At 66.8% G+C, this 18,679-nt stretch carries 19 protein-coding genes and 1 tRNA gene; 11 read left to right on the forward strand and 9 right to left on the reverse strand.

All coding sequences use genetic code 11. The annotated features are described in order from the left end of the window. Positions 1-108: 108 nt before the first annotated feature. From JANGC3_RS29815 to JANGC3_RS0121555, 6 genes are all read left to right on the forward strand, one after another. Complete coding sequence (locus JANGC3_RS29815; RefSeq protein WP_035787879.1) at positions 109-1,386, forward strand: paraquat-inducible protein A; 1,278 nt, start codon at positions 109-111, stop codon at positions 1,384-1,386. Beyond that, positions 1,379-3,019, forward strand: a complete 1,641-nt coding sequence (locus JANGC3_RS0121535; protein WP_017878561.1) for a PqiB family protein — start codon at positions 1,379-1,381, stop codon at positions 3,017-3,019. The genes JANGC3_RS29815 and JANGC3_RS0121535 overlap by 8 nt, the downstream gene beginning before the upstream one ends. Beyond that, complete coding sequence (locus JANGC3_RS29820; RefSeq protein WP_232429747.1) at positions 3,016-3,636, forward strand: PqiC family protein; 621 nt, start codon at positions 3,016-3,018, stop codon at positions 3,634-3,636. Before JANGC3_RS0121535 ends, JANGC3_RS29820 begins: the two co-directional genes overlap by 4 nt. A 114-nt stretch (positions 3,637-3,750) precedes the next feature. Beyond that, positions 3,751-4,056, forward strand: coding sequence for an NIPSNAP family protein (locus JANGC3_RS0121545; protein WP_026133310.1), 306 nt, complete (start codon positions 3,751-3,753; stop codon positions 4,054-4,056). Next, positions 4,053-5,021, forward strand: a complete 969-nt coding sequence (locus JANGC3_RS0121550) for a hypothetical protein (RefSeq protein ID WP_017878564.1) — start codon at positions 4,053-4,055, stop codon at positions 5,019-5,021. Before JANGC3_RS0121545 ends, JANGC3_RS0121550 begins: the two co-directional genes overlap by 4 nt. A gap of 8 nt (positions 5,022-5,029) precedes the next feature. After that, the gene (locus JANGC3_RS0121555; RefSeq protein ID WP_232429748.1) at positions 5,030-5,593 is read left to right on the forward strand and encodes a YdcF family protein; all 564 of its coding nucleotides are present in this window, start codon (positions 5,030-5,032) and stop codon (positions 5,591-5,593) included. Between the two features lie 204 nt (positions 5,594-5,797). Here JANGC3_RS0121555 and JANGC3_RS0121560 read toward each other — a convergent pair whose 3' ends face one another. From JANGC3_RS0121560 to ggpS, 5 genes are read right to left on the reverse strand one after another with little or no spacing between them, the layout of a single operon-like run. Continuing rightward, on the reverse strand, positions 5,798-6,904 hold the full coding sequence (locus JANGC3_RS0121560) for a mechanosensitive ion channel family protein (RefSeq protein WP_017878566.1): 1,107 nt from the start codon (positions 6,902-6,904) through the stop codon (positions 5,798-5,800). 30 nt (positions 6,905-6,934) lie between these two features. Further along, positions 6,935-7,774 carry a PIG-L deacetylase family protein gene (locus JANGC3_RS0121565; RefSeq protein WP_017878567.1) on the reverse strand — a complete coding sequence of 280 codons (840 nt, stop codon included), beginning with the start codon at positions 7,772-7,774 and terminating at the stop codon, positions 6,935-6,937. Continuing rightward, positions 7,771-9,051, reverse strand: coding sequence for a family 4 glycosyl hydrolase (locus JANGC3_RS0121570; RefSeq protein ID WP_017878568.1), 1,281 nt, complete (start codon positions 9,049-9,051; stop codon positions 7,771-7,773). Before JANGC3_RS0121570 ends, JANGC3_RS0121565 begins: the two co-directional genes overlap by 4 nt. Next, positions 9,039-9,941 carry a carbohydrate kinase family protein gene (locus tag JANGC3_RS0121575; protein WP_017878569.1) on the reverse strand — a complete coding sequence of 301 codons (903 nt, stop codon included), beginning with the start codon at positions 9,939-9,941 and terminating at the stop codon, positions 9,039-9,041. The genes JANGC3_RS0121570 and JANGC3_RS0121575 overlap by 13 nt, the downstream gene beginning before the upstream one ends. Beyond that, positions 9,938-12,262 carry a glucosylglycerol-phosphate synthase gene (ggpS, locus tag JANGC3_RS0121580; RefSeq protein WP_198292048.1) on the reverse strand — a complete coding sequence of 775 codons (2,325 nt, stop codon included), beginning with the start codon at positions 12,260-12,262 and terminating at the stop codon, positions 9,938-9,940. The genes JANGC3_RS0121575 and ggpS overlap by 4 nt, the downstream gene beginning before the upstream one ends. Positions 12,263-12,667: 405 nt before the next feature. Between ggpS and JANGC3_RS30935 the strand changes: the two genes are divergently transcribed. Continuing rightward, positions 12,668-13,264, forward strand: coding sequence for a DUF2939 domain-containing protein (locus JANGC3_RS30935; protein WP_081611936.1), 597 nt, complete (start codon positions 12,668-12,670; stop codon positions 13,262-13,264). Between the two features lie 24 nt (positions 13,265-13,288). Here JANGC3_RS30935 and JANGC3_RS30940 read toward each other — a convergent pair whose 3' ends face one another. The 4 genes from JANGC3_RS30940 to JANGC3_RS0121605 form a co-directional block, all read right to left on the reverse strand. Then, the gene (locus tag JANGC3_RS30940; RefSeq protein ID WP_017878572.1) at positions 13,289-13,876 is read right to left on the reverse strand and encodes a PEPxxWA-CTERM sorting domain-containing protein; all 588 of its coding nucleotides are present in this window, start codon (positions 13,874-13,876) and stop codon (positions 13,289-13,291) included. 286 nt (positions 13,877-14,162) lie between these two features. Then, positions 14,163-14,876, reverse strand: a complete 714-nt coding sequence (locus tag JANGC3_RS30945; protein WP_017878573.1) for a glutaredoxin family protein — start codon at positions 14,874-14,876, stop codon at positions 14,163-14,165. A 24-nt stretch (positions 14,877-14,900) separates the two neighbouring features. Beyond that, positions 14,901-14,977 (reverse strand) — tRNA-Pro (locus JANGC3_RS0121600). Between the two features lie 101 nt (positions 14,978-15,078). Further along, complete coding sequence (locus JANGC3_RS0121605) at positions 15,079-16,200, reverse strand: ISAs1 family transposase (protein WP_017875559.1); 1,122 nt, start codon at positions 16,198-16,200, stop codon at positions 15,079-15,081. Between the two features lie 375 nt (positions 16,201-16,575). On the opposite strand from JANGC3_RS0121605, the gene JANGC3_RS0121610 reads away from it, so the two are divergent. From JANGC3_RS0121610 to arsH, 4 genes are all read left to right on the forward strand, one after another. Then, entirely contained in the window at positions 16,576-17,028 is a 453-nt protein-coding gene (locus JANGC3_RS0121610; RefSeq protein WP_051068406.1) for a cupin domain-containing protein, read from the forward strand. 150 nt (positions 17,029-17,178) lie between these two features. Then, positions 17,179-17,517, forward strand: a complete 339-nt coding sequence (locus JANGC3_RS0121615) for an ArsR/SmtB family transcription factor (RefSeq protein WP_026133312.1) — start codon at positions 17,179-17,181, stop codon at positions 17,515-17,517. A 41-nt stretch (positions 17,518-17,558) separates the two neighbouring features. After that, positions 17,559-17,987, forward strand: a complete 429-nt coding sequence (gene arsC / locus JANGC3_RS0121620) for an arsenate reductase (glutaredoxin) (RefSeq protein WP_017878576.1) — start codon at positions 17,559-17,561, stop codon at positions 17,985-17,987. Continuing rightward, positions 17,980-18,675, forward strand: a complete 696-nt coding sequence (gene arsH, locus JANGC3_RS0121625) for an arsenical resistance protein ArsH (RefSeq protein WP_035787882.1) — start codon at positions 17,980-17,982, stop codon at positions 18,673-18,675. The genes arsC and arsH overlap by 8 nt, the downstream gene beginning before the upstream one ends. Positions 18,676-18,679 lie beyond the last annotated feature (4 nt).

The following is an 18,679-nucleotide window of genomic DNA, read 5'->3' on the forward strand; positions in this document are numbered from 1 at the left end:
TGCCGGCGCGGGTTTTTGGCGCCGCCGGCCCGCCCACTGAACGGCATTCGCGCTTGCACGCGCGCCGATACCGTATGATATGCAACATTATCCAGCCTCCGCGAACCCGTGCATCGATACGACCTGATCAGCTGTCATGACTGTGGCACCTTGCACCGCAAGCGGCCGCTGCGTCCGAGGGAGAAGGCGCGCTGCACGCGCTGCCGTTCGGTGCTCTACCGCGGCGGCACCGCCGACCTGGACCGGGTGGTCGCGCTGACGCTGGCCACCGCGCTGGTGTTCCTGATCGCCCAGTTCTTCCCCATCGTCGAGCTGGAGGTCAACGGCTACACGTCCAGCGCCACGCTGCTCGGCGCCATCGTCGTGCTGTGGTCGGAACAGATGCAGCTGGTGGCGGCGATGGTGTTCCTCTTCACGATACTGTTCCCGGCGGTCGAACTGGGCGCGCTGCTGTACGTCGCGCTGGGCCTGCGCGCCGGCGCGCCGCCGCCCGGCTTGAACCGGGTGCTGCGCGCGGTGCAGGCGGCGCGCCGCTGGGGCATGACGGAGGTGCTGATGATCGGCATCCTGATCACCGTCATCAAGATGACCAGCCTGGCGCGGGTGCTGCCGCAGCCGGGCCTGTACGCCTTCGGCGCGCTGACCCTGATGCTGGCGCTGGTGGTGGCGTTCGACCCGAAGACGCTGTGGAACCTGGCCGACGACCTGGCGCCGCGGCCGCCGCCGCGACTCGACTACGCGGCGCTGCGCGCCTCGGGCGCCGAGCTGCTGCCCTGCCACGCCTGCGGCCTGGTCACGCCGGCGGCGCCGGCGCGCGCCCGCCAGCGCTGCGCGCGCTGCGCCGGCGCGCTGCACCGGCGCCGTCCGGACAGCGTGGCGCGCACCTGGGCGCTGCTGATCGCCGCGGCGATCCTGTATATCCCCGCCAACATCCTGCCGGTGATGACCACCCATTCGCTGTTCGGCACCGAGGACGACACCATCATGAGCGGCGTGGTGTTTTTCTGGAACAGCGGTTCGCAGGGCATGGCGGCGATCATTTTCGTCGCCAGCGTGGTGGTGCCGATGCTCAAGCTGGCGGTACTGACGCTGCTGGCCTGGAGCGCGCAGCGGCGCTCGCGCTGGCGCCCGCTGCAACGTACGCTGCTGTACCGGATGGTGGAATTCATCGGCCGCTGGTCGATGCTGGATATTTTCGTCGTCACCCTGACCGTCGCGCTGGTGCGCTTCCAGGCCTTGGCCGTGATTACGGCCGGCCCGGGCGCGCTGGCCTTCGGCGCGGTGGTGGTGTTGACCATGCTGGCGTCGATGCAGTTCGACCCGCGCCTTATCTGGGACCACGTCGACCGTGGCCCGCTTGCCCCCCCTGGAGAAAAACATGTCTGAGCACGAGCCGAGCATCGCGGGCGCCGTCGTCCGCCCACCCGCGCCGCCGCTGCCGCCGGAACCCGAAGTCGAGCCGGCCAGCCGCTGGCTGCCGTCGCTGGTCTGGCTGATCCCGTTGCTGGCGGCGCTGATCGGCGCCGCGCTGGTGGCCCGTTCGGTGCTCGACCAGGGGCCGACGGTGACGGTCAGCTTCCGCAGCGCCGAGGGGCTGGAGCCGGGCAAGACCAAGGTCAAGTACAAGGACGTCGAGATCGGCCTAGTGCGCGCCATCAAGCTCGGCGAGGACCTGTCGAAGGTGCTGGTGACGATCGACATGAGCAAGGAGGCCAAGCGCTTCACGGCGCAGGACACGCGCTTCTGGGTGGTGCGTCCGCGCGTCGGCGCCAGCGGCGTGTCCGGCCTGGGCACCTTGCTGTCGGGCGCCTACATCGGCGTCGACGCCGGCAAGTCGGCCGAGCGCGACGACGCCTTCACCGGGCTGGAGAACGCGCCGCCGGTGGCCGGCGACCAGAAGGGCAAGCTGTTCAAGCTGCACGGCGACAGCCTCGGCTCGGTCGACATCGGCTCGCCGCTGTTCTACCGCCGCGTGCAGGTCGGCCAGGTGGTCAGCTTCGCGCTCGACAAGGCCGGCAACGGCGTCAGCATGGAGGTGTTCGTGCAATCGCCGTACGAGCAGTTCGTCGGCCAGAATTCGCGCTGGTGGCACGCCAGCGGCGTCGACGTGCGGCTCGACTCGAACGGTTTCAAGCTCAACACCCAGTCGCTGGCGGCGATGGTCGTCGGCGGCATCGCCTTCGAATCGCAGAACGGCCAGCGGCCCGACGCGGTGGCCGCCGCCGGCACCACCTTCCCGCTGGCGGCCGACCAGGCCAGCGCGATGCGCGAGCCGGACGGCGCGCCGATCACCACGGTGTTTTATTTCGACCAGTCGCTGCGCGGCCTGTCGGCCGGCGCCACGGTCGACTTCCGCGGCATCGTGCTGGGCGAGGTGCGCTCGGTCGGCGTCGAGTACGACAACCTCAAGAAGAGTTTCCGCATGCCGGTGACGGTCGACCTGTACCCGGGCCGCCTGGGCAAACGCTTCCAGCAGACGCTGGAGAACGAGTACCGCAAGGAAGGCCACGACGTGCTGGGACGGATGGTCAGCCGCGGCATGCGCGCCCAGCTGCGCACCGGCAACCTGCTGACCAGCCAGTTGTACATCGCGCTCGACTTCTTCCCGAAGGCGCCGCCGGTCAAACTCGACTTCAACCAGTATCCGATGGAGGTGCCGACGGTGCCGAACAGCCTGGACGAGTTGCAGACGCAGATCGCCAGCATCGTCAAAAAGCTCGACCAGGTGCCGTACGCCGAGATCGCCGCGAACCTGAACGCCACCGTGAAAAGCGCCGACGCGATGATCAAGCGGCTCGACGGCCAGCTCGTGCCGGAGATGCAGAAAACCCTGGACGCGGCCAAGCAAACCTTCAGCACCGCCGAACAGGTGCTGCAGAAGGACTCGCCGCTGCAATCGGACGTGCGCCAGGCGCTGCAACAACTGACGCAGACGCTGCAGTCGCTCAACGGCCTGTCCGACTATCTGGAACGCCACCCGGAAGCGCTGCTCCGCGGTAAAAAAGGAGACCAAAAATGACCCGCCATGCCATGTTGCGCCGCGCGCCCGCGCTGGCCCTGTTTGCCGCGCTGGGCCTGCTGGCGGCCTGCGCCGCGCCGCAGGTCGAGCGCTTCTACACCCTCAACGGCGGCGCCGAGGCGGCGCCGGCCAAGACCGCGGTGAATTATTACGTCGAGGTGCTGGCCGTCAGCGTGCCGCAGCAGGTCAGCCGCAACCAGCTGGTGCTGACCGGCGCCGGCGGGCGCGTCGAACTGTTGGAGCAGGAGCGTTGGGCCGGGCCGCTGGCGGCCGAGATCGGCCAGGCGTTGTCGATCGGCATCACCGGCGAGCTGGGCGCGATCGACGTGTACCGCACGCCGTATCCGGACACGCTGCCGGTGTACCGCGTCAGCACCAACGTGCAGCGCTTCGAATCGGCGCTGGGCCAGTACGCGCTGGTGGACGCGGTGTGGAGCGTGCGCCAGCTGGCCAGCGGCAAGGTGCTGACCTGCCGCAGCGTGGTCAACGAAAAAGTCGGCGCCGGCTACGAGGCGCTGGTGGCGGGCCACCGGCGCGCGCTGGGCCAGGTGTCGCAGCAGATCGCCAACAGCATCCGCAGCTTCCCGAAAGACGGCGGCGGCTGCAACGCGGCGTAACAACGTGGTGCCGGGCGCACCGTTGAGCGCTCCGGCCGCGCTGAACCCGCGATAAATTGCAGTATCATGCCTGTTGAACAACGGACCGGCGGGTCCACCGACAGAGGAAACGGCATGGTCACTTGTTATTTGCGCTACATCATCGATCCGTCCAAGCTCAAGCAATTCGAGCGCTACGGGCAAATGTGGATACCGCTGGTGGAAAAATTCGGCGGCCAGCACCACGGCTACTTCCTGCCGTCGGAAGGCGCCAGCAACGTCGCGCTGGCGCTGTTCAGCTTTCCCAGCCTGGCCGAATACGAGCAATACCGCATCAAGATGCTGGACGACGCCGACTGCGTCGCCGCCTTCCACTACGCCGACGAAACGCAGTGCATCGTCAGCTACGAAAGAAGCTTCTTCCGCCCCGTATTCACATGAAAAAATTCTCCGTCGTCGGTGCGCTGCTGGCCGCCTGCGCGATCGGCGCGGCGGCCGTGCTGTGGGTCTCGCACGGCGCCGAGGCGCAGCACGCCGCGCCGGTGGGCGGCGACGGCGCGCGGCCTGCCGTGTTTAACGAAGGCACGGCGATGCGCGCCATTTTCGGCGCCTACAACAGCGCGCAAAAGGGCACCTTGATCCCGGTGGCGAACACGGCCGCGTGGAGCCTCAAGGGCGCCGAGGTGCTGGCCACGCCGATGCTGGCGGTGACCTACGACGACGGCGGGGTGGAAAAGGGCGTGCTGGCGATCCAGCGGCAAACGGTGACGACGGACGGCGAGGTGGTCGACTCGCACGCCACGGCGGCCGATATGTCGGTGTATGTCTTCATCCACAAGGGCGGGCAGTGGGTGTTTGAAAAGGGCAAACAGGTGGCGGCGACGGCCGGGGCCCACGGCAACGCGCCCAACGGCCGGCTGCTGCGCATCGGCGACGGCAAGTTCGGGCTGCTGTTCGAGGGCGGCGACGTGCACCAGGGCGTGAGCAACGACTACGCCATTCTCGTCGACCTCAGCGCCGCCACCGTGCGGCAGACGTTCGAGTTCGAAACCGGGCGCTCCAACAGCGGCACCTGCTCGGACGATCCCAAGGAGTTGGCAGAGCCCGGCACCACCTTGCACCCGTGCTGGGGCTTCGAGGCCAAGCTGGCTTTTCTGAAAAACGGGCCGGGCGAGTATTTCACGATCCGCGCCACGTATAGCGGCACCACGGACGAGGATGCGACCAAGCCGCTGAAAAAAGTCGAGTATTACACGATGACAAAAGACGGCTTCAAGTGGCACCGCCAGCCCCAGCCCCAGCCCCGCATCGCCGAGGCGCTGGCCGACGAGGAGGTGTTTGGCGTCGGCGGCGGCCAGGGCCGGGAGGCCAATATGGCCACCATACCGCGGCGCCTGCTGAAGTGAGGCGCCCGGTGACGACCGTTGCCAGGATCGCCATCATGGCGGGCATGCTGCTGGCCGGCGGCGGCTGCGCCATCGTCGCCGACGGCCTGAGCGACGACGCCCGGCGCAGCGACGTTGGCATTGTGCTCGGCTCGAAGGTGGAGCTGGACGGCCGGCCATCGGCGCGCCTGGCGGCGCGGCTGGACAAGGCCGTCGAGCTGTACCGCGCCGGCCTGTTTCCCAGCGTGATCGTTAGCGGCGGGCTGGGCAAGGAAGGCTACGACGAAGCCGCGACCATGCGCGATTATCTGGTGGCGCGCGGCGTGCCGGCGGCGGCGGTCATCGTCGACGCCGCTGGCGTCAACACCGAGGCGACGGCGAGAAACAGCGCCGCGCTGATGCGCCAGCGGGGTATGACGAGCGCGCTCGTAGTGACCCAGTATTTCCACGTCACCCGCAGCAAGATGGCGCTGCGCGACAACGGCGTGGCGACGGTGTACTCGGCCCACCCGCGCTATGTCGAGTGGCGCGACGTATATTCCACCTTGCGGGAGGCGGTCGCCGTGCCGGTGTATATATTCGGCGCGAAATGACTGTGCAGGGAGGTGTTGCCATGGGCAACGGCTGGATTGTTTCCCCTGTAGCGTCAGCACGCTGTCGAGCCCGCGCGGCTGGCTCCGTACCGCGGGCCGGCACGATGAGGTGCTGTTTTGCTTGTGGTGCTGCGGGGCGCCTCCTGCGCCCCGCACGGGCACAACTACCTGCTTATCCCTCTCCGATGCGCGCCGGCTTCGCCGTCAGCGCGGCACGGCCCGCGCCGCGGCCATGCGCATGCCCGGCGCCGGCGGCTCGGCGGCGGCCGCCGTCTGGTTCGCCAGTTGCAGCGTCTGGGTCAGGTAGGCGAATTCGATGCCTTCGCGCGCGAATCGTTCGAACAGCCCCAGGTTGATCTCCTGCTGGATGTCCATGTAGATCTGGTAGTCGGGGCTGTCGATGAAGTAGACCACTTCGAAGTCGAGCGAGGCCGCCGCGAATTCCTTGAAGTGGGCGCGGTCGAAGTGCGCGTGGGCCTGCTCGGCCACGATGGCGCGGACGATCTCCGGGATCGCCCGCAGTTGCCGGGCGCTGCTCTGGTAGGTGACGCCGATGCGGAAGGCGATGCGCCGCGTTTGCATGCACTTGTAGTTGTGGATGCGGCTTTTCAACAGGTCCGAATTCGAGAACACCACTTGTTCGCCGCCCAGGCTGCGCAGGCGCGTGGTTTTCAGGCCGACGTATTCGACCGTGCCAGGCGTGTCGCCGACGATGATGAAGTCGCCGATGACGAACGGTTTGTCGAGTACGATCGAGAGCGAGGAAAACAGGTCGCCGAGGATGTTTTGCAGCGCCAGCGCGACCGCGATGCCGCCGATGCCCAGGCTGGCGACGAGCGTCGTGACGTTGACGCCGAGATTGTCGAGGATCATCAGCGTGGCGAGCAGCCACAGCCCGGTGCGCGCCAAAAAGCCCAGCGCGGCCGTCGAGGTGGTGCTGCCGACGTCGTCCACGCTGCGTTGCTGGCGGTAGCGCGTCAGCCATTCGCGCACGCCGGTGTCGCCCCACAGCGCCAGTTGCAGCAGCACGGTGACGACCACCGCCTGGTTGATGATGCGCTCGCTTTTCGCCGGCAGTTCCAGCGACAGCGTCGCCAGGTACAGCGCCGTGGCCAGGATGAACAGCGGCCTGGTCGACGACAGCACCGCCACGGCGATCTTGTCGACATAGCTGGTGCCGCGGCCGGCCATCATGCCCAGGCGCTTGACGAGGACGATTTTTAACAGGTAGATGGCGCCGGCGCTGCCGGCCAGCACCGCCAGCGCGGTGCCCCATGGAATCGGCCCGTTGCCGATGAATGTGAATGCCATTGTCGTCGTTCTCCTTGCTTGCGTGGGGCGTCAGGGCGCGAGCGGCGGGGGTGCCTTCGCGCGCCAGTAGAATTCGCAGGGTTGTCCCAGGTATTGGCGGCCCAGCACGGCGGCGCGCATGCCCTCGTCGTCGCCGAACAGCGGCGGCACCTGCGAGGTGTAGTGGCGCAGCAGGTTCATCTTGCCTTCGAGGTCGACCGGCACCACGAAGCGCTCGGCCGGCACCAGGCGCAGGCGCGCCATCGCGGCCTGCGGGCCGTCGCCGTCGCCGCGGCCGCTGCTGGCGTCGGCCACGTAGGGAAAGTCTTCGTAGAACAACAGGCTGGCGCCGGCCGCCGCCAGGCGCAGCGCGACCCGCGCCGTGATCTGGTGGTCGACGTGGTCGCCAATGCCCAGCGGGCTCACCAGCAGAATGCCGCCCAGGTCGAGGCAGATGCGGCGCAGCAGCTGGTGCAGTTCCTCGATGTAGCCGGCGTCGTCGACGTGCGGCGCGATCCAGCGCTCGCGCGCGTTGCGGTAGATTAGTTTGCCGGTGCGGGCGCTGCGCCGGTAGATCGCGTCGGGAAAGCTGAGGTGGACGAAGTCGGCGCGGATCGCGTGCATCGCCGCGATGTCCTCGGCGCGGCGGATGCGCGGGCTGACGTGGCCGCGCCGCGGCGGCCCCTTGCCGGCGCCGCCGTCCGGCGCCGCCGGCGCCGGCGGGTTGCCGCTGCAAATCGTCACCACCAGCGTCGGGACGCCCTGCAGCGCGTGCAGCAGGCCGCCGCAGCTGAGGGCGGCGTCGTCGAGGTGGGGCGAGAGGACCACCACCCGTTCGAAGGCGTCGAAGTCGAGCCGCTCGAGCAGCGCGCGCGGCGGCATCGGCGTCATGCCTGCCACGCGATCAGCTCGCCGTAGGCGGCGCGCGCGCGTTCCAGCATGCGCGCGGCCAGCGCGGCGTCGGCCACCAGCGGGTTGGCGGCCAGCGCCGCCACCCGCGGCGCCAGCGCGGCGCCGGCGGCGGCGCGCGCGCTCAGGCGCTGGTAGCGTTCCAGCTGGCCCGCCAGCGGCGCGAACGAGGCCGGCAGCGCCGGCGCCGGCAGCCGTTCGACGCCGTGGCGCGACAGCCGCACCCGCGTTTCGATCACGCAGTCGGCGGCGAAGGCGTCGCTGGCGCCGCGGTTGGGCAGGTTGAGCACCAGTTCGCGCGGCCGCTCGGCGGCCAGGGCGCGGATGACGTTGACGGCCAGGTCGCCGAAGCCGGCCGCGCCGCGGTACAGCGCCAGCTTCGGCTCGGCGCATGCGGCCTGCTCGGCGAAGTGGCTGTAGTAGCGTTCCAGCGAGGCCGCCACGACGTCGCTGCGCGGGCCGACCCGGCGCGCCTGTTCGACGAACGCTTGCGGATACAGGTAATAGGGCAGGTAGGAATTGGGCCAGTGGCCCGGCGGCTGCGCGCGCGCCAGCGCCAGCGCGTAGGAAAAGCGCAACTGGTGTTCCTCGTCGAACTCGGGCGGCGCCGCCAGCGTCGCCGGAAGCGGACCCAGCGGCGTGCCGCCGACGCTCAGCTCGCTGTACCAGGTCGCGTGGTTCAGGCCGTTGCAACGGGCCGTCGGCTGGCCGTCCAGGCCGAGCGCCCGCGCCAGCGCTTGCAGGTCTTCGTCGGACTGGTCGCACATGCCGATGACGGCCACCTTGCCCTGGTCGGCCAGCGCCTGGGTGACGATGTTGCTGGGGTTGGTGTAGTTGAGCAGGACCGCGCCCGGCGCCAGCGCGTGCATCGCCGCGGCCACGCGCAGCGCCTCGGGGACCGAGCGCAGCGCGTAGAAAAAACCGCCGGGGCCGACCGTTTCCTGGCCGGGAATGTCGAATTCCAGCGGCAGCGTTTCGTCGATGCGGCGCGCCGCCAGCCCGCCGGGTCGGGTCGAATTGAGCACCAGGCCGGCGCCGCGGACGGCGTCCTCCAGGCTGCGCGCCGGCTCGACCTTGAAGGGCGCGCCGGCGCTGCGCGCCATGCCGGCGCCGAGGCGGGCCACCAGGTCGAGCCGCGCGGGGTCGGTGTCGTACAGGCGCACCGTGTGCAGCGGCAGCAGCGCCGCGTGGGCGAGCAGCGCTTGCAGCAGGCCGGGGGTGTAGGCGCTGCCGCCGCCGAGTACCGTCAGGATATCCATCGCATCTCCTTGGCCACGAGGGCTATGCGGGCGGGGTCGTCGAGCACGCCGCCGCGTTGTTGCAAAATGTGGCCGGCGGCCGCGCCGGCCAGGCGCAAGGCCGGCTCGGGCGCGGCGCCGCGGATCAGGGCGGCCAGCAGGCCGGCGCAGAAGGCGTCGCCGGCGCCGGTCGGGTCGCACACGGCGAGCGCCGCCGCCGGCAGGCGCACGCCGTAGCCGTTGAGGGTGCCAAACGCGCCCTGCGCGCCTTGCGTGACCAGCACCGAGCGGGCCGCGCCGGCCAGGTGGCGCGGCGCCTCGGCGACGTCGCCGCAGGCCGCGTGCGCCTCCTTGTCGTTGAGCACCAGCAGGTCCCACGGGCAGTCGCGCCGCGCCGCCAGAGCGGCCAGGCGCGCCGGCGTCCAGCTGCCGCTGACGGCGACCTGGGCGCCGGCGCCGCGCGCGCGCGCCAGCGGCGCGGCCAGCCGGGCCGCCTCCTCCAGCCCCGGCACGTGGATCCAGCGCGCGGCCGGCAGCGTCTCGACCCGCTCCAGCGCGGTGAAGTCGGCGGCGCTGAGGAAGGCGCGCTCGTCGGCGCTGGCGTACACCAGCGAGATGGCCGGGTTGTCGCCGCAGGGCAGGGCGGTGAGGGCGATGCCCAGGCGCCGCGCCAGCAGCGCCAGCGCGTGGTCGGCGACGCCGGCGCCGGCCGGCACGCACAGCGCCACCCGCAGGCCGAGCGCGGCGGCCACGCTGGCGCTGTTCAGGGCGCCGCCGAAACCGAGTCCGATGGTCGACACGAAGCGCTCCTCGCCGGGTTGCGGCGGCGCGCCCGCCGGCACGTGCACCTCGAAATAGGCCAGGCCGGCCACCAGCAGCTCGGCCGCGGCGGCGCCGGCCGGCGCGCTCACGCGGCGGCCCGTTGCTCGGCCAGCGCCAGCGCGTCGCTGGCGTGGGGGCCGCGCGCGACCGCGTCGAGGAAGTCGTCGCCCCAGCGCGTGATGTCGTGCTCGGCGACGATGGCCGCCATGCGCGCGGTGCGGTAGGCGCGCTCGTCCTCGCCCATGGTCAGGGCCTGGTGCAGCGCCGCCGTCATGGCGCCGGCGTCGTAGGGGTTGGTGAGCAGGGCGCCGTGCAGTTCGACGGCGGCGCCGGCGAATTCCGACAGGATCAGCACGCCGGACTGGCCGATGGCCTGCTTGGTGGCGACGAATTCCTTGGCGACCAGGTTGAGGCCGTCGCGCAGCGGCGTGATCCAGGCGATGTCGCAGGCGGCGTAGTGGGCGAGCACCTCCTCGAACGGCAGCGAGCGGTAGAAGTAACGCACCGGCACCCATTCCAGCGTCGAGAAGCGGCCGTTGATGCGGCCGACGATGCGGTCGACTTCGACCCGCAGCGCCTGGTAGATTTCCATGCCGGGCGCGGCCGGGGTGATGACGTTGAGCAGCGTGACCTTGCCGGCGTGTTCCGGGTACTGTTCGAGCAGGCGCTCGAAGGCTTGCAGTTTTTCCAGCGAGCCCTTGACGTAGTCCAGCCGTTCGATCGACACGACCCCGGTGACGCCGCCCAGGTAGTCGCGGATGCCGGCGATTTTCCGCTCGACTTCCGGCGTGCGCAACTGCTGCGCGATCAGGCCGACGTCGGTGCCGACCGGGTGCGCGCCGAGCGCGACGCGGCGCCCGCCGGCCTCGATGGCCGACGTCATCTTGTCCACCCCGAGGGCGCAGCCGTAGGTCAGGAAGCGCGGCGCGCAGGGTACGCTGGCGAGCACTTCGAGCGGCGCGAAGGAGCGCACCGCGTCGACGAAGTTCTCGACGTAGCGCGGGATGTGGAAGCCGATATAGTCGCATTGCAGCAGGCTGCCGATGATGTCGCGGCGCCACGGCAGGATGTTGAACACGTCGCTCGACGGGAAGGCCGTGTGGTGGAAGAAGGCGATGCGCAGGTCCGGGCGCAGCGGGCGCAGGAAGGCCGGCACCATCCACAGGTTGTAGTCGTGGATCCAGGCGATGGCGCCTTCGGCCGCCTCGCGCGCGGCCTGCTCGGCGAACAGGCGGTTGACTTCGAGGAAGCGCTCCCAATGGGCCTGGTGGAACTCGGCCTTGTCGGGGAAGGAAAAGATGATCGGCCAGAACGCCTCCTTGGAAAACTTCTTGTAGAACACGTCGATGTCGTCCTCGGTCAGGGCGATGCGCGCCACCTGCAAGCGCGGATAGCGTTCCAGGTCGACCGGCGCGTGGCTGGCGAAATCGGCCGGCGCGCGGCTGGGCTGCTGCGACCAGGCGACCCAGGAGCCGCAGCGCTCCCCGGCGAAAAAGCTCAGCAGCGTCGGAATGATGCCGTTCGGGCTTTCCGGGCGGCGCTGCCGCAGCACGCCGTCCTCGACGATTTCATCGAAGGGTTGGCGGTGGTAGACCATCACCAGTTCGGCCTCGCCGCGCTGGTCGATGCGCCCCTGCGCCGCCGCGGACGGCTCGACCAGCGTGCCGTGGTGGGCCAGCCCCTCCAGAATGCCGCCGCAGCCTTCGGCCCGGGCCAGGTAGGCGCGCGGCAGTTTGCGCACCCGCTCGACCAGGGCCGGCTCGGCGCCGCCGACGACGATGCCGCGATAGCCGGCCTCGAACATCGACAGGTCGTTCAGGGTGTCGCCGGCCACCACCACGTCGGCCGGGTCGAAACCTTCCGCCTGGGCCAGGCGCAGCAGCGCCGGACCCTTGCCGATGCCGCGCGGCAGCACGTCGAGATAGCGCCCGCCGGAAAACAGCAGGTCGCAGCCGAGCGCCTCGACCGCCGCGCGCAGCGCCGGCGTGACGCCGCCCTCGCTGATGAAAAACGAGCAGCGCCGCTCCTGCGGCACGTTTTGCCGGCGCAGCCTGGGGAAGTCGGCCAGCGCTTTCAGCACCGCCTGCGCGCCGGGCCAGTGGGCGGCGATTTCGTGGTGCAGCGGCTCGACCGGGCGCAGGTCGCCGTGGACGATGGTGGCGCCGACGTCGGCGATGATGTAGTCAGGCATCGGAATGGTCGGGTCGCTGAGCAGGGGGATGATCGATTCAAGGCCGCGGCCGGTGATGAACACCAGCTTGGCGCCCGGCAAGGCGCCGCTGAACAGGTCGCGCACGCGTCGGCGCGCCTCGTGCGTTCCCGCCAGCAGGGTACCGTCGAGGTCGGTGGCGAGCACCAGGGGGCGTGGATTGGTCGGCGAAGTCCATCGTTGCGGCGCGAGAATAGTCATGTATTTATCCTTTGGTAGCGAAATCGACGTGGCCATACAGCGGTCGCGCCGAAGCAGATCGAGGTGTGAACGCAGCGGCCGCAAGGGGCCGTTCACATGGGCGGAGAGGCAATCGGGTGGGCGCGAAAGGCGCCGCAGGCGTGTTGCCAGGCGAAGAGGGGAAGCTGGGCCAGCTTGGCGCGCCGGGGACCGGTGGCGCTTGTGTGGCGGTGTTCGTGATGGCGCTTGACCCTCAGAAAGCTTTGCAACTTTACCATGATGTGGCTTGAGCGGGCGCACGCTTGGCCGCCGGGTGAAACCTGCGCTTTGCGGTAATATCGGGCTCCGATAGCGCCGGAGTCAGTTCGCGCAATCCGATGGCAGGCCCGCGGTGGGCGCTGCGGAAGCGCCCGGAGCCGATTTAATATGAGGTCAATAGTCATCAAAACAAACATAGTCGCGGCATCCGCGCTTGCAACCATCGTGGCCGTCGCCGCGTATTGGTACTGGTCGCCATTGCTAGCCGTGCGGCAGCTGCAGTCGGCGGTCCGGAGCAGGGATGCGGTAGCCTTTAGCGAGCACGTCGACTACCCCAAGGTGCGCCAGAGCATCAAGGGCCAATTCTCCGCCTTGTTTCAAAACGAGATGGAACGGTCGGGCGGCGTCGACAGGGCGCTCGGCGCGAACGGCGCCGATTTTGGCGCCAGATTGGGCGCGCTAATGGTCGACCGATTCGTCGACGCGGTGGTGCAGCCGGAATCCATGATGCTGGCGATGCGGAGCGGCCAGTTTGCGCCGTCCAATCGCCAGCGTTCGGCCGGCGCCTCGGCGCCGGCCGCAACGCCGAAGGAAAAATTCATCTGGAAGTATGAACGGCGGGGGCTGAACAACGTCGTCGTCCATGCGGCCGATCCGGACGCCGCGGATGCGGCGGGCCGGGGCATACTCGGCCTGGTGTTCCAGCGCAGCGGCTTCGCCGACTGGAAGCTGACCGAGGTGCGGATGTCATCGGCGAACAAATGAGGCATGAATCATGGGGAAAACGGCTCACATGTTGACGGACGGTTCCGGCTCATCTTCAGACTCCCTGCGGCGCAACCCAAGCCCGACCAAGCCGAGTCCGGCGAGCAGCATCGCGTAGGTGGCCGGTTCGGGAACGGCGAGCGTCAGCGAAATGTCCAGGGACGAGTCGCGCACGCCGGTGCCGGTTGCGACGAGGGTGTAGATGCCGGGTTCCAGCGAACCGCTGAAGGTCGAGTGGGCAAAGCCGGCCAGTAGCCCGGCGAAGCTGTCCGATTGAATCAATTGGTTGCCGGCGTCGAACAGGTCGATGTTGACGTCAATCAGCCGCGGTCCGACGCCGGTGGCCGTGTTGACCAGCCACGCGGCGTTGCCCGTAAACGATTGGACGTCGGCGCCGACGGTAAACGTCGTGGTTTGCCGCAGCGGCCCGCGCTCCGTGGTGAAGGTATCGACGAACAGGGTGTCTTGCGCCAGCAGCGGCGTTGCCACGACCGCCGTGGAAACGAGGTGGCTGTAGAAGACCGTTTGGGTATCGGCTTGCGCGGCCGGAGCCAGCAGGCCGCAACCGAGCAGCAGGGCGGCGCCCAGCTTGGATACTGAAACAGCGTTCATATATGCTCCTTATTGCTTGTTATACGTTGGGGGCGCGGCGGTGGACGTGGTGGCGCAATTCACCGAAGCGCTGTCTTGGGGGGGGGTATGCGTGGAGGGAGTCGTTTTTTCTCTGCGGGCAATAGGGCTCGCGTATTGTTTGCCTGCGCATACCAGTTGTCAGGATAGGCGTCCGACCCAAGCTTAGCTTGACGGCGCTCAAAGTGGCGCTGAACTACGGGTCTCACGTTGCGGCTCTTGAACGTCTGATGTCAATGGCTGCACTTGCAACGCCACGCGACTTCCACTACGGCTTCTTAAGGAGCAGCTTATCAACCCAGCCTTCTCCTTTTTGCGTCGTTACCCGATACATTCCATCTCGCTCCTCCCCCATATAGACGACCTCGTCAGTTTTGCCCAGCAGCAGGAGCTTTTCGGCCGATTTATATGGCTGCGCGTACACCTTGACCCCTGGGATCTTCCCCATCATCGTTTGGCCAGCCTGCGCGCCGTCGGGCTGCCCCTTCGTTGACAATGGACCGTGGCCTGCGGTTGTCGGCTGCGGAGCTGCAAGCGCAACCTGAAAATCGGCGTAGTTTTTAACAAATGCGGTTTCCGAAAATCCATGCATCGTTTTCTGTCCGAACACCAAGAACGGAACTGCGCCGTAGCCACCTAAGCTCTTGTATTCCGCCTTGTAGGCACCGTTGGTTTCAATGTCGCGCTCGACAAAGGGGATGTTGTTATTGCGCATGTAAACGGCGGCTTTCTTGCAATACCCGCACCACGCGGTGCGATACAAGACCACCTTCCCCTCGGCGTTTTCAGCTTGGATTCCTGGTGGTACATGACCTTGCAGGGTATCCGCAAGCGATTTGATGGCCCCTACGGTGTCCGAGGAGCTGGCTTCCTGTAGCGCTTTCAGCAAGTTGCCCAGCGATTGGGTGTGGCCTGTTGAAGTCAGAAAGGTTGCTAAAATAAGAATGAAGAGCGATACTTTGGTGGGGCCTGAAGACAACATGTATTCCTCCTTGCTTGGAATTCTTGGTCGGGGTGAGAGGATTCGAACCTCCGGCCTCTGCGTCCCGAACGCAGCGCTCTACCAGGCTGAGCCACACCCCGAGTCTTATGTTTATTACATCATACTCGTACAGGGTTTTCAACCGGCGCAGCCAGCGGCGTGGCACCTTCCCGCGCCTTATTCAGGGCGATTGCATGAAGGATCAGATGGCCAGGCCCAACACCTTGCCAAGGTAGTCGGCGTTCCAGCCCGCCTTTAGGCGCTTGGAGGCGACGCCGAGCTTCGTCGTTTTCTCGTTCTTCAGCAGGTTGAGGGCAATGCGGCGCAGGATGGCGAAATTTTGCGCCGCGTCGCCAACGCGCACGCGGCAGCCGTCCTCGCGAAATGCGACGTCCAGCACCCAATGCATGCTGTTTTCGATGCCCCAGTGCGCCCGTACTGTTTTGCCCAACATTGCAGCCTTGGCCGGCAAGCTGCTGATGTAATAGCGGCGTTCAACGCTGGCTGTTCCGGTGCTGTTTCGCCCGATGATTTCGCGCGTCGACTCGATCATGATGAGGCTTTGCAGCCCGCTCCAATGCTGTTTTTGCTGAACGAGCCAAGCGATGTCGTTGGTGACAAGGCAGCGCCGGGTTTCGATCCGTCCGTGATCTTTTTCGGTCTGGATGTGCTCCCAGAATGGACGATCCATCTTGCCTGCGTCGGCGGCGTCGAACCACAGCTTGACGGCTTCGGCCAAGACGGGCTGGTTGTCCTTCACACCCAGAACATAGTCGGCGCCGTTGGCAACGATCTTGGCGGCGATGTCGCGCTGGCACCCCATCGCGTCGATTGTGATGATGGCGCCTTTGACGTCCAGGGTATCCAATAATTCCGGTATCGCGGTGATCTCGTTGCTCTTGTCGGCGGTCCGAACCTGCCCAAGTGTGACGCCGCTCGCGCTGCTCCACGCCGACACCAGATGAATGGCGCTCTGTTTGCCATCGTGTGAACCACGCACGCATTTGCCATCGATGGCAATGTGCTGCCCTTCAAGCGACGGACACAGTGCGCCCATCCAGCGTACAAAACACGATTCGAACTGCTTCGCGTCAAGCAGGGAAAAAACGCGTCCGAAGGTGTCGTGCGAGGCGATGCCATTGGCGAACGGCCGGTACTGACGCAGCCACTCGAGCTTCATTTCGCTCCATTCCACAACCGTGGTCCAGCTTTCCGCTCCACTGATGACGGCGCAGATCGCGGCCAGCAGCAATTCGTCCAGTTGATATGCGCACTCGCGCGCGCGCGGATCGCGTAATTCATCGAATGCTTCCAGCAGCGACATCGGTCCGATTGTCATTTTTCTCGCCCAAATATCGAGAGTAAACGCCTTTTTCAAAGAGTTTACAAGCGATACCTACAAGCTGTGCTCATCGCCTCGGCTCCGCCTTCATGCAATCGCCCTGGCGCCTTATTGCCCCTTCCTTGACGCAGCGCTAGTTCCTCTACAGGGTTGCTGGGTAGGAAACCGTCATTTTGAGACCTGATCCCAGAGTTGTTGTGTGTGTGCAGCAGAGGAAAAACGCGCCACATGCAAGTCGGCGCCTTTTCAAGCGCATGTTGCTACAAATACACAACCAAGCCCTGGTAACGGCGTAAAATGCGATGACTTTTCTCCACCAGCCTGCGCGACCTATTCAATCGACAAAAAGGGATGTCAATGAACCGAACTCTGATAATGGCAAGTCTGTTTGCCATCTGCCTGCCATTTAGCGCCCACGCCCTGGACAATTCCGTCGCGGTCAAGGTCACGCCCTTGCTCAAGTCAAGCACTAGCTGGGATGGCAAGGCGTTGGCCTATCCCGAGGGCCAGGCCGAGGTCACGGCCCTCATCGTCGAGATAGCGGCCGGCGCGCAAACAGGTTGGCATGAACATCCGGTTGCGTCGTTCGCCTATGTCTTGGAAGGCACCCTGGAAGTGACGCGCAAGACCGGGGAGACCAAGGTGCTGCACGTAGGCGACGTGTTGCCCGAAGTGGTCAACACGCTGCACAATGGCCGCTCCTTGGACGGAAAGAGCGTCAAACTGCTGGTGTTGTATACCGGAGCCGTCGGTCGGAAATTGACTGTGGCGCACCCTGAATTAGACGCCGCTTCGACCGCCGCGCAATAAAAAACGGCGTCGGTTCGCGTCAACGCAAGGCCCGCTGCGCGCAGCGCCAACAGGACACTACGTCGTCCGTGGCCGCTTCCTTGACGCAGATCCATGGCGCCGCGGAAGCGCGGCGTTGCGCTCGATAGATATTTCCATTATTATCGAAATATGGAAACTTCTACCGCTCTCACATCGTTGGCCGCGCTGGCGCAGGAATCGCGCCTGGCCGTGTTCCGGCTGCTGGTGCAGGCGGGGCCGGCTGGTCTGGCGGCGAGCAAGATCGCCGAGGCGCTCGGCATCGCGCCGTCGTCGCTGTCCTTCCATCTAAAGGAGCTGGCGCACGCGAATCTGATCGCCTCGGTCAAGGCCGGGCGCTCGATTATCTATTCGGCCAATTTCGCGTCGATGAACGGCTTGTTGGCGTTCCTGACGCAGAATTGCTGCGGCGGAAACGCCTGTTCGCCCGTCAGCGTGTCGCTTTGCGTCGGCCAGGAACCGGCGCCATGAAGTGCAGTCTCACAACACTGGTTTGAAAAAGGATATCTATCATGGCCATCACGATCTATCACAACGCCGCCTGCGGCACTTCGCGCAACACGCTTGCGCTGATCCGCAACACCGGTGTCGAGCCGGAAATCGTCGACTACCTCAAGAATCCGCCGTCGCGCGACACGTTGATGGATTTGATCGCGCGTGCAGGCTTGACCGTGCGCGAGGCGCTGCGCGACAAGGGCGATCTGTACCAGGAGCTGGGCCTGGCCGACGAGCATACCGACGAGGTCCTGCTGGACGCCATGCTGGCCCATCCGGTCCTGATCAACCGGCCTTTCGTCGCCACCGAGAAGGGCGTGCGCCTGTGCCGTCCGTCCGAGCTGGTGCTCGACATTCTGCCGCTGCCGCAGCAGGGCGCCTTTAGCAAGGAAGACGGTGAGGCGGTGGTTGACGCGGCCGGGCGCCGGCTGGGCTCGCATGGATAAATTGCCCAACATTAGTGTCGAGCATCTGGACTTGCCGACGCTGGAGAAGCTGGAGCCGGCCAGCGTGTCGCGTCATGCGCCGCGCATCCTGCTGCTGTACGGCTCGTTGCGCGAGCGTTCGTTCAGCAAGCTGCTGACGCTGGAGGCCGAGCGCATCCTGCGGCATTTCGGCGCCGAGACGCGGGTGTTCGATCCGCACGGCTTGCCGATGGTCGATAGCGTGCCGGCCGACCATCCGAAGGTACAGGAGTTGCGCGCCTTGTCGGTCTGGTCGGAGGGGCAGGTGTGGTGCAGCCCGGAACGCCACGGCGCGATGACGGGTGTGTTCAAGTCGCAGATCGACTGGCTGCCGCTGGAGCTGGGTAGCCTGCGCCCCACCCAGGGCCGCACGCTGGCGGTAATGCAAGTGTCGGGCGGCTCGCAGTCGTTCAACGCAGTCAACGGCTTGCGGGTTCTCGGACGCTGGATGCGTATGGTGACGATTCCGAACCAGTCCTCGGTGGCCAAGGCTTACCAGGAGTTCGACGAGGCCGGGCGCATGAAGCCGTCGGCGTATTACGAGCGCTTGGTTGATGTGATGGAAGAGTTGTACAAGTTCACCCTGATCATTCGCGACCGCTCCGATTATCTGACCAGCCGGTATAGCGAGCGCAAGGAGGCGCGGCCGCAATCCGTGGCGAAGCTGTGATGGT

This window comes from Janthinobacterium sp. CG3, from assembly GCF_000344615.1.
Classification (GTDB): Bacteria; Pseudomonadota; Gammaproteobacteria; order Burkholderiales; family Burkholderiaceae_D; genus Janthinobacterium.